9 protein-coding genes are annotated in these 13,266 nt (G+C 60.2%); all 9 read left to right on the plus strand.

The window, feature by feature from the left end:
- Positions 1-177: 177 nt before the first annotated feature.
- Complete coding sequence (locus ACYQ6M_RS02910) at positions 178-1,926, plus strand: type I secretion system permease/ATPase (RefSeq protein ID WP_023003322.1); 1,749 nt, start codon at positions 178-180, stop codon at positions 1,924-1,926.
- Positions 1,923-3,317, plus strand: coding sequence for an HlyD family type I secretion periplasmic adaptor subunit (locus ACYQ6M_RS02915; protein ID WP_460072041.1), 1,395 nt, complete (start codon positions 1,923-1,925; stop codon positions 3,315-3,317). The genes ACYQ6M_RS02910 and ACYQ6M_RS02915 overlap by 4 nt, the downstream gene beginning before the upstream one ends.
- A 534-nt stretch (positions 3,318-3,851) precedes the next feature.
- Positions 3,852-4,454, plus strand: a complete 603-nt coding sequence (locus ACYQ6M_RS02920; protein ID WP_228871744.1) for a calcium-binding protein — start codon at positions 3,852-3,854, stop codon at positions 4,452-4,454.
- Positions 4,455-4,553: 99 nt separating this feature from the next.
- On the plus strand, positions 4,554-6,764 hold the full coding sequence (locus tag ACYQ6M_RS02925; protein ID WP_460072043.1) for a glycosyltransferase family 2 protein: 2,211 nt from the start codon (positions 4,554-4,556) through the stop codon (positions 6,762-6,764).
- Complete coding sequence (locus ACYQ6M_RS02930) at positions 6,761-7,600, plus strand: class I SAM-dependent methyltransferase (protein ID WP_023003326.1); 840 nt, start codon at positions 6,761-6,763, stop codon at positions 7,598-7,600. Before ACYQ6M_RS02925 ends, ACYQ6M_RS02930 begins: the two co-directional genes overlap by 4 nt.
- A complete protein-coding gene (locus ACYQ6M_RS02935) occupies positions 7,600-8,856 on the plus strand; it encodes a glycosyltransferase family 4 protein (protein ID WP_460072046.1) in 1,257 nt (418 codons plus the stop codon). Before ACYQ6M_RS02930 ends, ACYQ6M_RS02935 begins: the two co-directional genes overlap by 1 nt.
- A 10-nt stretch (positions 8,857-8,866) precedes the next feature.
- Positions 8,867-9,661, plus strand: a complete 795-nt coding sequence (locus ACYQ6M_RS02940) for a hypothetical protein (RefSeq protein WP_075282399.1) — start codon at positions 8,867-8,869, stop codon at positions 9,659-9,661.
- A gap of 6 nt (positions 9,662-9,667) precedes the next feature.
- Positions 9,668-11,929 carry a hypothetical protein gene (locus ACYQ6M_RS02945; protein WP_460072048.1) on the plus strand — a complete coding sequence of 754 codons (2,262 nt, stop codon included), beginning with the start codon at positions 9,668-9,670 and terminating at the stop codon, positions 11,927-11,929.
- A complete protein-coding gene (locus ACYQ6M_RS02950) occupies positions 11,926-13,263 on the plus strand; it encodes a glycosyltransferase family 4 protein (RefSeq protein ID WP_168684939.1) in 1,338 nt (445 codons plus the stop codon). Before ACYQ6M_RS02945 ends, ACYQ6M_RS02950 begins: the two co-directional genes overlap by 4 nt.
- The last annotated feature ends 3 nt before the right edge of the window (positions 13,264-13,266 follow it).

The following is a 13,266-nucleotide window of genomic DNA, read 5'->3' on the forward strand; positions in this document are numbered from 1 at the left end:
TGTTTTTGCATTTCTTCTCTTTGCCAATCGATTGCCATAATTAAAGGCACTAGATACCCCAAGTTAGTCTATATGCTTTCGTCATTCCTATGGAAAAGATGTGTCGTTTTCTGGGCAATCGCTCTTTTTTTCGCACGTGCGAACACACCTATCGGTTGAGGCTTCGGAGAATCTTGAATGGTTGAAAAGACAACACCGGACGCAATCGATCCGTTCCGTCTCATAAGAGAGGCTCGAGTCACCTTTGCAACCGGTCTCGCCGCAGCGGCGCTTCTGAGTGGGTTCATCACGCTGCTGCAGATGATCGTTCCGCTGTTCATGCTGCAGGTTCATGACCGGGTTCTGAACAGTCAGAGCCTCGATACCCTGACAATGTTGCTGATCATCGCCTGTGGCGGGCTGATGCTTTTTGCGATTCTGGAATTTATCCGCAGCCAGATTTTCCAGGTGATGGGGAGCGAACTGGTTCGGCGTCTCAACCTGACGGCAATCGAGGCGGGGGTGAAATCCTCGCTGGAGAAGGGGGGCGGTATGGCCTCCGAAGTGCTGCGGGACCTGAACGATCTTCGCACCTTCATAACCAGCAACGCCATCAGCGCACCGCTGGAAGCCATGTGGGTGCCGCTGTTCCTGATTGTGCTGTTTGCCCTGCATCCGCTTTACGGGCTGCTGGCTGTTGTTTCAGCGATTACGCTGATCGGGCTCAACCTCCTGTCCGACATGACGACACGCTCGCTGTTGAAGGAAGCGAACACCGCCAACTTGCAGAATGTCGCGACGATCGCCTCCACGCTTCGCCACGCAGAAACGATCGAGGCAATGGGGTTGATGCCTGCCCTGACGCGCCGTTGGCGCAAGGGGCAGCTCCATGCCACTGAACTGATGGCAATGGGAAGCCGGCGCGGCAAGGCAATCCACGCGCTGACGCGAAGCCTCCGGTTTGGCATGCAGATCGCGGTCCTGGCGCTTGGCGCGGATCTTGTGATCAAGGGAGAGGTGACTGCCGGCACGATGATCGCCGCAAGTATCCTGATGGGGCGCCTGCTGACCCCTTTCGACAATCTCACGGAAAACTGGCGCCAGTGGGTGTTCGCTTCAACCGCCTGGGGCCGGGTGCGCGAGGTTCTGGAGAACCACTCCTCGCTTCGCCAGACCGTGCCGACCCCGCCCAGCCAGGGATCGCTCAAGATCGACAAGCTGGTCTACGCGCCGCCCAACGCACCGGTGCCTGTTATCAAGGGCATTTCGTTCACGCTCGAACCTGGTGACGTTCTTGGCATTGTCGGCCCGTCGGCAGCCGGAAAGTCGACCCTGGCCCGTCTGCTTGTAGGTGTTCTTCAGCCCACGACGGGCGGCGTCTTTCTTGATGGACACAACGCCTATCTCTGGGAGCGGGCGTCCTTTGGCGCGATGGTCGGGTATCTGCCGCAGTCGGTGTCTCTTCTGGATGGAACTGTTCGGGACAACATCTCGCGCATGTATGATGCCGATCCTCAGATGGTGATCGATGCGGCACGTGCCGCCGGCGTTCACGAGATGATCGGCCGGATGCCACTCGGCTACGACACGCCCGTGGGTGACAACCGTTACACCCTGTCAGGCGGGCAAAAGCAGCGTGTCGCCCTTGCGCGTGCGCTGTTTGGACGGCCGCGCCTGCTCGTGCTCGACGAACCCAATGCCAATCTGGATACGGAAGGGGAAGTTGCCCTGTTGCGTGCTATTTCGCAGGCAAAGGAAGACAACGCCATCGTCATCGTCATCGCGCACAGACCGGCGATCATGGAGGCGGCCGACAAGATCCTGGTGCTGGAAGATGGCCGGATCGGCCAGTTCGGTGACCGAACGGATGTCGTCAGCAGTATTTCCAGGCGACTGCCGGCACCTGCCGCACCCCGTGCCCTGCCGACGAGTGGAGAAGTGGCATGAGCGAGCGTTCCGAGCAGGCAAAGCCGCCGGTTGCCACACCTTCGTCCGAGGCGGCGACCGGAACAGGCCAGGCTTATTGGATGGCCGCCCTCAAGGCGGACGATGCGCGCCCGCCAAGCTTGCGCAAACCACTTCTGGCGGCAGCTCTGGCCGTTTCGATCGGCTTTGGCGGATTTCTGCTTTGGGGATTTACCGCCGATCTCGATAGTGCGGCGGTTGCCACCGGCAAGGTGATTGTCGACAGCAAGCGCAAGACCATCAGTCATCTGGAAGGCGGGATCCTGCGCCGGTTGCTCGTGCAGGAAGGGGATTTCGTGGATGCCGGCCAGCCGTTGGTGGAGCTGGACGACACACGCGCACGTGCCGAGCTGGCGCAGCTCCATGGCAAACGGACCAGTTTGCTGGCGAGACTGGCCCGTCTCAGGGCCGAGCGGGACCTGTCGGAAGAAATCGTATTTCCGGAAGAGCTCAAGAACAGCAGCGAGCCCCTGATCGCCGAAGTGGTGGCGGCTGAACAGGGTGTGTTCGAAAAACGCCGTCAGGTCTACGAGGGCAAGATCGCCTTTCAGCAGAAGGAGATGGAGCAGTATGTGGCGCAGATCGAGGCCAATCAGGCCCAGATCGAAGCCACCGGGCACCGGCGAAAGCTGCTTGAGGAGCGTGTCGACGCCCTCAGCGGCCTGGAGAAGAAAGGTTTCACGTCAAAAGCCATGCTTAGCGAAGTTCAGCTGGAACTGAGCGAGATGATTGGCGACGGCGGTGAGCTGGAGGCCCAGAAGGCGCGTGCGGAAAAGGCGCGCCAGGGTGCGGAAGTTGCCCTGTTGCAGGCCGAACAGGAATGGCAAAGCGACATTGCCGGAAAGATCCTCGAGGCTCAGCTTGAGCTGAACCTCACCAACGAACAGATCATCTCGTCGCAGGATGTCCTCGACCGGCTGGTGGTCCATTCCCCTCAGGCCGGTATTGTCTCCAGCATCGAGATGCGGACACCGGGAGGGGTGGTCGAGCCTGGCAAGGCGATCATGGATATCGTTCCGCGAGACGAGAAGATGCTTGTCGAGGTTCGGATGAACCTGAACGACATCGATACCGTTCGTGTCGGCTCGGAGGCGCGTATCCGACTGACTGCCTATGACCGGCAGAACACCAGCCCGCTGGGAGGGGAGGTGACCTATGTCGCTGCCGACCAGACCGTCGATCCCCAGACGCAGGCGGCCTTTTATGTCGTGCGCGCACAGGTTCTTTCCGAAGAGCTGGACGGCAAGCCCGCCTTGACGCTTTACCCGGGAATGCCGGCGGAAGTCCTGATTATCCGGCGTGCTCGCAAGGCAATGGACTACCTGCTCGAGCCGATCACGCAAAGCCTTGATCGAGCTTTCCGGGAAGACTGACGCGCATTTTTTTTGTGCTCCAACAAATTTTTTAACGACGGGCGGCATTGACCGCCCGTTGCTTTTTCGAAGCCCCGGTCCATTCCGAGCGTAGAGGCATTTTCCTGGTGCAGTGCGAAAATTGCACCTTTAACGCGATTAGTGCGTTGCAAAACTACCATGTCGTTCATTTTTCCGGCGAGGCGGTTGAGTGCTGTTTCTGCATGAAGTGCGGGCGGTTTCAAGCATCTGAAAAATCGCAGAAATTGGATTTCAATCTATGGGGGATCATGTGGTTTCATTGATTTTATTTTGAATTTCGAAATAAAATAAACGTAAAGGAATTGTATTTTCGAACTACTATTAAATGAAAAGTAGAATTAGTTTATCTCATTCAAAATATTGCCTTATTTTTTTCACTATTCGTCCCTTTGAAGAGATTAGTAATTGTGTATTGTACTTCTCGCGCTGCAAAAATACGGGGTTTGTGCAGTGCGGTGTGCCGCGGTTCGCGGGGCGTCAAATGTAACGAGGCGAACTTCAGGAGTTAGCTACATGGCCACGATTGAAGGCAGTGCTTTTCAGGATTTCCTGCAAGGTACAAATGCTCAGGATTTCATATTCGGATTGGGCTCATCGGATGTTCTGCTCGGCAATGAAGGGGACGACTTCCTCTTCGGCGGCCGAGGTGGAGATCTGATCGTCGGCGGAGAGGGTTCCGACAAGATTTTCGGGCAAGGTGGCGAAGACGTCATTCTTGGTGGTGAAGGCAGCGATACCATCTTCGGCGGAGCGGGCTCCGACTACATCGAAGGTGGTGCCGGCGGCGACATCATTTTCGGTGGCGAAGGAACCGACATCATTGACGGCGGCGCCGGCAACGATCTGATGTTCGGTGGTGGCGACCACGATGTCTTCGTGTTCTCCGGCGGTGGCGGCAACGACATCGTCATGGATTTCCAGGTCGGCGATCTGGTGCAGATCTCTAGCAACATCAACGATACCGGCGTTTCCTCTGCTGCCGATGTCGCCGCACGGGCGACCCAGGTCGGCAACAACACGGTCATCGATCTCGGCAACGGCGATACCGTCACGCTCAACAACGTCGATGCCGACGATCTTCAGGACAATCCTGACGGCTACATCGTCGTTTCCTGATGATCCCGCACCCGGGCACGCGGTCGTCCGTGTGCCCGGGTACCGGCCTTTGGCCTGTGGCCGTCCGCAACTCAGGCCTTAGAACAGTGATGGACAAAGATGCTCGAGACCCTGGGCAAATACGCCGAGGCGGACTTTGAGTCCCCGCATTACTTCCAACTTACGCCGGAGGTTCTTCTTCTTGTCTGGGATCCGGCGCATCAGGTAAATGCTGCGCCCCGGCTTGTGGAGCAGGGCGGTCAGTCCTTCGGCTCCATTGCGAGTGTCCGGTTGAACCGGCTTGATGGCCGGTCGCGTGTCGTATGGGCTGTTTCGCTGAAGGAAAAAACCAGGCTCAGTCTGAAGTTGAGCGCCGGCGCGGTCGGGTCAGAGGCGACGCTTTCTGTCGACGCCGCGAAGCCTGGTCCTGCCGCCGATGCCTTTGCCATTACCAACGACCTCAGTCAGGCCGCCTGCGCCGTTTTCGTCACGACTTTCCTGAGCGCCTGGTCCGGCATGTTCCGGCTGGGGCGCTCCCGCAGTTTCGTCAATTTTGCAAGAGAGCTGCTGCGCTCCGTCAACGATGCGCCGCCGGTTGTGGATGCTGTCGCGAGCATCGGTTCCGTCCGGTTGCTGGAAACTCTCATCAACAGCGACAGCACCGACATCAAAACAGCGGTCGTGATCGGTGATACGGGTGTTCTGCGGCTGGATAGCGGAACGTGCAACACGCCGTACAATGGCGGCAAGAGCAGATTGTTCCTCGGTGCCGTCGACATGCCGCAGCCGCCTGCCAACGGCTTTCTGGTGCTGTCCGGAAGCTGGGGTCTGGCGATCCGGAAACTGGCTACCGACAACGTGAAGCGCACTGTCGGTGCATGGTGGGCCACCAATTCGCGCAAGCTGCCGGAAGTGCGGGACTACCTGGTGTCGGACGTCGGCGCCAAATCCGATGAGGCGCGTGCGGCCATACGGGACCTGCAGGTGAGCGATCCCTTGCCGGCGCGCCGGCATGGCTTGCTGTCAGAAACCGGCTCCTTCTGTGCAGTGGAAACCGCTGTCGCCTGCGAAGCCGGTGTCCTGGTCGGTGGCTGGCTGCGCGATCCCGGCCGTGTCTATCAGGGGCTCGATATTCTTGCCGGTGACGCCGGTCCGGTTGCGCTTGAACTACACACGTTCGATGGCGTTCTGCCGGAAACCCAAGGCGGTTATGCGATAAAGCGCTTTGTCGCGTTTGCGCCGGTCGGCAGGGCGCTTCAACACAATCTGCAGCCCCGGTTCGAAGTCCGTTTGGCATCGGGTGAGCGGGAACTGCTGGTGCCGCCACCGCAGCCGGGTGACATCCCCGACACGAGGGCGAAGGCGCTTTCCGTCGTGACACCGCGCCATGCGAGCGACGAGGTTCTGGCGACCTGTCTGTCGAATGTCTTGTCCGATATCCAGTCGCGTTTCCGGCAATCAGTCGGTGAACCGTTCGAAGTTCTGTTCGGCAAACCGCTTGCCGATCCGACCGTGTCGATCGTGATCCCGCTTTACAAGGTGTTCGAGTTCATCAAGGCGCAGCTTGCAGCGTTTTCCGCCGACAGCTGGCTGGCGGAGAACGCCGAGGTGATTTTCGTGCTCGACTCTCCCGAGCAGGTAACCCATGTGGAGGACCTGCTCGCCGGGTTCCATCTTCTTTATGGCCTTCCCGTTCGACTCGTCGTGATGGAACGCAACGGCGGCTATGCACTTGCCTGCAATGCAGGTGCGGAAGCGGCGCGCGGTCGCTATCTGGCGATGATCAATTCCGATGTCGTGCCGGTCGAGGCCGGCTGGCTCGAACAGCTGTGTGCCAGCCTGATGATGGACGAGCAAGTCGCGGCTGTAGGCGGCAAGCTGCTCTATGCAGACAACGCCATTCAGCATGCCGGGTTGAAGTTTATCCAGGACGACAAGGGCCGATGGTTCAACCATCACTACTACAAGGGTTTCCCGCGTCAGTTTCCGGAAGCCAGCACCTCCCGCGAGGTGCCGGGGGTAACCGGTGCTTGCCTCGTTCTGTCGAAAGCCGATTTCGAGACGGTGGGAGGGTTCACGACGGACTTCATCGTCGGTGACTACGAAGATAGCGACCTGTGCCTGAAACTCCGCAAGTTGAATCGCAAGATCTACTATCTGGGCGACGTCGAACTCTACCACTTCGAGCGTGTTTCCATTCGCAAGAACGAAGATTACACGCGCGGTGTCGCCTCTCAATACAATCGCTGGCTCCACCAGTCACGCTGGCAGGACGACATCGTTGCCCTGATGGAAGCTGCGGAGCGGCGTGAAAAAGGGCTGAGTGCATGAATTCGCCGGTTCTCATCAAGGATGCCACCAGTCTGGTCACATCCCCACTCGGCAGTGAGCGGATTGCAGACCTGCAAGGTTACATCGGCCGTAACAGGTTCCTGCCGGTTCCCCCGAGCGAGGACAACTTCGTCGGAGATGGTGACTATCTTGCCATCGGCACGGAGTTTCTGGGTCACTTTATCGACCTTGGGGGCTTGCGCGCGCATGAGCGGGTGCTTGATGTCGGTTGCGGCATTGGCCGGATGGCAGTGCCCCTGACCCAGTATCTGGATCCGGACACCGCCCGGTATGTGGGTATCGATCCGGCATCGGCGGGCATTCAATGGTGCACGCGCAACATCGGGTCGGTCTATCCCAATTTCCGGTTCATGCATCTGGATATCGCCAACGCTCTCTACAATCCCGACGGCTATATCCGCGGCACGGAGATTGCCCTGCCGTTCGCCAACGGTTCGTTCGATTTCGCCATCATGACATCGGTGGTCACCCATCTGCCGTCGGAAGAGATCCTGCCCTATTTTCGCGAAATCTCGCGCCTCATGGAGCTGGGAGGCAGGTTGTTTCTGTCGGCTTTCGTGATTGCGCCGGACCGCGGGGAAGGCTTGATCCCGCGTGTCGTGTTCCGACGCGACGGCGAAGGGCCTGCCTGGTACGGCAACCCGCAAGCGCCGCTCGCAGCGGTTGCCTTCGATGATGGTTTCCTCGACAGGGCGTTGGAGACGGCAGGATTCGAAATCGCCCTGAAGCGGTTCGGGCACTGGCGCGGCGGCAACGGGGCTCCGCATTACCAGGACTTTTTCGTTGCCGTGAAAACGTCGCGGGGGGTGTCCTGATGCGGATCCTTGTCTTCGCGCATAATCATCCGGATCTTCACCCCGGCGGGACGGAGACGGTCGCGCTTGACCTGGCAAGGGCCTATCGCAAGGCCGGGCACCAGTCGCTGTTTGTGGGGGCGACCAACCACCTGCACCGCGAGCCGCATCCCGGTACCAGCTTTCAGGCGATCAGCGACAGCGGTGACGAGTTGCTGATGTGGGCTGGTCATTTCGACCGGTTCAACATGAGCCAGATCGATCTGCAAGCCTTTGTACCGGACATGCGGACACTGCTGGAAAGCTTCCGGCCGGATGTGGTCCATATCCACCATCTGCTGTTGTTCGGTGTCGAACTGCCGGTTCTTATCCGCCGGGTGCTGCCCGACGTGCGCATCGTTATGACGCTGCACGACTATTACGCGATTTGCGCCAACGACGGCGTTCTGATGAAAAGCCCGGACGAAGCCTGTGCCGCGCTTGGGTCGGGAGGGCTGTGCAAGTGCCTGCCCGAAGCAAAGCCGAACGACATGCGTCTGCGCGAGCGGTTCATCAAGACGCATCTGGAGGCCGTCGACGAGTTCGTATCTCCAAGCGCGTTTCTGCGTGACGTCTATGTGCGCTGGGGCCTGCCGCCGGAGAAAATCAGGATCATTCGAAATGGCAGGCCGGACGCGGCACCGGCCAAGAGCCGGTCGGCTGACGACACGCCCAAAACCGTGTTCGGCTATTTCGGAAACCTGACCCCCTGGAAGGGTGTCGAGGTTCTGCTGCAGGCGGCAAGGCTGTTGGTGGAAAAGGACATGGAATTCGAGCTGCGGGTCCATGGCGGTGCTCCCTTCCAGAACCAGGAATTCGTCAAACGCATCGAAAAGCTGTTCGAGGAAACCGCGCCCAGAGTGCAGCGCCTGGGGGCTTACAAACCTGATGATGTCGCCGGTCTCATGGAACCCGTGGACTGGGTCGTGGTGCCTTCGCTGTGGTGGGAAAACGCGCCGCTGGTCATTGCAGAAGCACAGCAGCACGGACGGCCGGTGATCACCAGCGGTGTCGGCGGCATGGCCGAGGCCGTCAGGGACGGCGTCGATGGCCTGCATGTGCGCAAAAACGATCCGGTCGGCCTGGCAATCGCGATGGCGACAGCTGCCGGAGATGCCGCGCAGTACCGGAAACTTGCAGCCAACATCCGCAAGCCACTGTCCGTCAGCGCTGTTGCCGAACAATATCTGCGCCTGTTTGCCGACCGGCAAACCGCGGCGCGTGAACCTGCTGCCTGAGGAAAACGGAATGAGTGTAACCCCTCTTGAACAGGTAAAACCCGGATCGGACGCCAAGCCGCCGCAAGCTGTTGCGGAGACCAGGGAACAAGCCATTTCCGCACGGCTGCAGGGGCGTGTCGATGCATTCGAAAACGGTCGTCTGCTCGGCTGGGCCTGGGATGCGTCGAGCCCGAGCGACCGCATGACCATCCACGTCTTCCACGACGGTGAGCGAGTTCTCAGCAAGGTTGCCGAAACCCAGCGCATCGACTTGAAGCGCAACGGCATCGGCGACGGCCATTATGCGTTCGACATCGAGTTGCCCCAGGCCGTTGCCGCAGCACCAGGCGGTCTGACTGTTGTGGCGGAAACCCCCAAGGGGGAAGCGCAACTGAAGCTGCCGCGCCCGAGCGCAGAAGAACGCGCCGCGGAAGCTGCCGTCGCCATGCCTCTGGCAGTGGTGATGGAGAAAGTCGACCGGCTGATCGTGGCGCAGCGCCAAAGCGCTGTTGGCCAGCGTGATGCAACGGCGGTCTTGCGCGAGACGGTGCAGCGGATCGATGCGTTGGCATCGAACGAGGGCGAACTTGGCGAAGCCATGTCCCTTCTGAAAAACGGCCAGGGCGACCTCTCCCAGAAGGTCAAGGAACTGGAAGTCTTCCTGCTGCGTTTCGATACGACGCTGAAGGGGTTCGATGACCGGTTGAAGGTCCTTGGAGAAAAGAGCCGCAACAACCTCAAGGTTCATATCCTGCTGCTGGCGATCCTTCTCGGGTTTGTCGGGGGCATGCTGTTTGCCGCCGCAGGCGGTCTCTGGAGATAAGCAACGATGGAGCCTGTCGTCACCCTGGAAGGCGTGAAGAAGCTGCCCGCGAGAGCGGAGCGGCAGGCGCCTGCGCTGAAGGCGCAGGGGAGCGCAGGGGCGCAGGTTCCACTCGACGGTCATTCGGTTCTTTACGTCAACCTCGACCGCGAAACGCTGTTGATCGCCGGGGTGGGGGAAGCCTTTGCCGGCGGGGTGCCGGCTATCCTCAACGAAGACCCGAAGATGGTCGTACCCTGCACGGTGACGGTGCTGCCAGCCGGAAACGGCCTTTCGGGCAAAAAACGTCCGTTCATCGCTATCCTGTCTCCGGTGCCAGGTTCTGCCATCCTGCCTGAGCGGGTGACGATCCGCAGCCAGGGGCATGCCTACCCCTATGGCGTCAGGCACCAGGCAGAAGATCTCAAGAGCTTCCTCAACAGTGTCGGTGAGCTGTCACCTCAATCGGTGCCGGACATCGTTGACGGCCTGGTTCAGGCATTGCTTGGCGCGGGAACCACACCTCAGGCAATGCAGACGGCCGCCAGACTTGTCGATGCTGTCGCGGGACGCGACGGTTTCATCGAGGTGCTGGGTGTCTTCGACGCCGGAGATATCTACCTCCAGGGGTGGGCCAAGGGCATGCCGGTGGGAACCAACCGGGTGTTTGTTTTCGACGGCGCATTGAAACTCGGTCAGCTGGCCGGAAGTCTTTTCGAGCGCAAGGACACTGGTGGCAAGGCACATGGTTTTGCCGGTTTGCTCGAGGTCGAGGGCGGTCTTGATACCGCGCAACTTCGCAAGGTTTTCTTCCGTGGCCGCGCCGGATGGAGCGTGGTCGAAGTTCATGAACACAGGACGATGCCGCCGGCCCGGGCTCTTCCCTCCCACATACGGGCCCTTCTGCCGAAGCTCTCCCCCGCGGGTGACGGCAGGGCCCGGCTGGAGCTGGCGGGCCGGCGGTTCGATGGCCGGGAAACGGTTAGCGAGCTCGACGTCCCGGTTCGTGTCGGTATCGATTTCAGCGCTTCACTGGATCGGGCCGGCGTCCTGTTGTCGGGCTGGCTGCTTAATCCGGAAGACCGTGTCGAGTCGGTCTTCCTGCGTTCGGGCTGCATGAGTTGTCGCCTCGACACGCGCTGGACGACGCAGCTGCGGCCCGACGTGACAAGCGCTTTCGAAACATTGTCACCCTTTCTGAACGGGCCGGATGCACTGCAACGGCACGGGTTCCTTGTTCATGTACCTGCCGAGGAAATGTCCGGCACCGAGGGTACGTATCTGGAGATCGTGCTGAAGGATGGCGGGTCCGCCTTTGCTCCGCTGGCGCTTGGCAGGGCTTCGCCGCGTTCCGCGCTAAGGCGACTTCTTTCCGGGCTGGATCCGGCAACGGCATTCCGTCCTGATTTTTTGGAGCGCCATCTTCTGCCGGTTTTGCAGGCCAATGATGCGCCTGAACCAGTCATCGTCGAGGCGATCGACTTCGGGATAGTGGATGAAAACGCCGCTTTTGCCCTTGTGATCGGTCTCGACGGAAATTTCGAGAAATCACGTGTCCTGCTGTCGCTGTGTGCGCTTAATCCGCTGCTGCGGAGCGCGCCGGTGGTCTTGGTTGCCTCGCAGGATGATGCGCTGGAGCAGGTTGAAGACTTCAGGCAACTTGCCGGTTTCTACGGTCTCGCCGTCCGCCTGGTGCTGGCGGACCACGTCGAGGACGCGCTCGATGCGCTTCAGGCGGGCGTCGAGGCCTCACCGGCGGAGACGGTTGTTTGTCTGTCTTCCGGCGTGTTGCCGCGCGGTCCGGGCTGGCTGGAGCCGCTGCTTGCGGCGTTTCAGGCACAGGATGCTACCTGTATTGCAGCGCCCACGCTGCTCTATGAAGACGAAACCATCAGATGGGGTGGTGCCTGGATCGAGCCGGAAGACGGCCGCTATCTGTTGAAGCAACATTATCTCGGTTACCCGCGCCGGACACTTCATGGCGCGGATGTCAGCCCTGTTGCCGCGGCACCGTTCGATTGCTGTGTGCTGCCGAGATCGGCCCTCGCGGAAGCGGGAGGCTTTTCAAGGAAATATCTTGGCACGGACGAGAAAGGGCTCGATGCCGCCCTGCGGCTGAAACTGTCGGGCATCGGTTCGCTCTGGGTGCCTCAGGTGGAGATGATCCACGCCGAGGACGGTCGCCCGGGAGAGCGGTCCTGGAAAAAACTGGTTTCCGAACTCGATCGCCGCAGTTTCGAGCGAACCTGGTCTCCGTTTCTTGCTGACCTGGCAGAGGATATCCGATGACGGCTGCTCACGAGGAAAGAACACCTTCCAAGGCCGCGGCTCTGCGCGTGCTCGTCATTTCTCACGGCCATCCGACACTGTCACTCGGCGGAGCGGAAGTGGCTTCCTACAATCTGCACCAGGGCCTGAAGGCCCTGCCGGGAACACAATCGTTCTTCCTGGCGCGGGTTGGTGACGGCTATCCGCGGCACGGCCAGTCCGCGCTGATGGGGGTCGATGACGCCGATGACGAGCTGCTTTTTCACGCCGACGACTACGACCCGTTCCTGGTGTCCAACCGCAACACCGGAGACCTGCACAGGGACCTGCGGCGGTTTGTGCGCACCCTGCGTCCGGACGTGGTGCATTTCCATCATTTCATCGGCTTCGGGCTAGAGACACTCTACACGGTGCGCGACGCCTTGCCGGACGCCACCATTCTGGTGACTTTCCACGAGTTCCTGTCCATCTGCCATCATCATGGGCAAATGGTCAAAGCAGGTGGCCACAAACTCTGCGAGGCAGCCACGCCGATTGCCTGCAACGGTTGCTTTCCGGAGATTTCGCCAGCCAGTTTCCTGCGCCGGCGGCAGTTCATCAAGTCCATGCTCGGGCTTGCCGATGGCTACATCTCGCCCAGCCGTTTCCTGGCGGACCGCTATGTCGCCTGGGGGCTGCCGGCGGACAAGATGACCGTTATCGAAAACGGCCTGAACGTGAGCGAACAGGCGGCGCAGCGTTCCGTGGCAGCCGGTGGACGGCGGAACCGTTTCGCGTTCTTCGGCCAGATGACGCCCTACAAGGGGGTGGATGTACTTCTGGATGCAGTCCAGCGAGTTCCCGAAAGCATCTGGGGGGAAGATGCCACGCTGACCATTCATGGCGGCAATCTGGAACGTCAGCCCGAAGCGTTTCGCAGTCGAATTTCAGAGCTTCTGGAAGCGGCCGGATCGCGCGTGCGTTTCGCCGGCAGCTACCAGAACAAGGATATGCCGTCGCTGATCCGGCAAACGGACTGGGTGATGATGCCGTCCGTATGGTGGGAGAACTCACCTGTGATCATCCAGGAAGCGTTCTTCCATGGGCGACCGGTTATCTGCAGCGGCATCGGTGGCATGGCCGAAAAGGTTCGCGACAAGGTCGACGGTCTGCATGCCCGGCCGGCAAGCCCGGAAGACCTGGCGGACCGCATGGCGGAGGCCTTGCGCGATCCGGGTCTGTGGCAGCGTCTGCGGACGGGCATCAGGCCACCCAAAACGCATCTCGAAAGTGCCGGCGAGCACGTGACCCTTTATCGCGAGGTTCTAGATGGCGGCCTCGCGTCTCGTCCCGGTGCCCTCAAGCAAAGCGCCTGAGAA

It is taken from the genome of Roseibium sp. ROS1 (assembly GCF_054658215.1).

Bases quoted from the DNA above. Each gene is read 5' to 3' on its own strand.
- ACYQ6M_RS02910 (WP_023003322.1), top strand. From the start codon at position 178: ATGGTTGAAAAGACAACACCGGACGCAATCGATCCGTTCCGTCTCATA.
- ACYQ6M_RS02915 (WP_460072041.1), top strand. From the start codon at position 1,923: ATGAGCGAGCGTTCCGAGCAGGCAAAGCCGCCGGTTGCCACACCTTCG.
- ACYQ6M_RS02920 (WP_228871744.1), top strand. From the start codon at position 3,852: ATGGCCACGATTGAAGGCAGTGCTTTTCAGGATTTCCTGCAAGGTACA.
- ACYQ6M_RS02925 (WP_460072043.1), top strand. From the start codon at position 4,554: ATGCTCGAGACCCTGGGCAAATACGCCGAGGCGGACTTTGAGTCCCCG.
- ACYQ6M_RS02930 (WP_023003326.1), top strand. From the start codon at position 6,761: ATGAATTCGCCGGTTCTCATCAAGGATGCCACCAGTCTGGTCACATCC.
- ACYQ6M_RS02935 (WP_460072046.1), top strand. From the start codon at position 7,600: ATGCGGATCCTTGTCTTCGCGCATAATCATCCGGATCTTCACCCCGGC.
- ACYQ6M_RS02940 (WP_075282399.1), top strand. From the start codon at position 8,867: ATGAGTGTAACCCCTCTTGAACAGGTAAAACCCGGATCGGACGCCAAG.
- ACYQ6M_RS02945 (WP_460072048.1), top strand. From the start codon at position 9,668: ATGGAGCCTGTCGTCACCCTGGAAGGCGTGAAGAAGCTGCCCGCGAGA.
- ACYQ6M_RS02950 (WP_168684939.1), top strand. From the start codon at position 11,926: ATGACGGCTGCTCACGAGGAAAGAACACCTTCCAAGGCCGCGGCTCTG.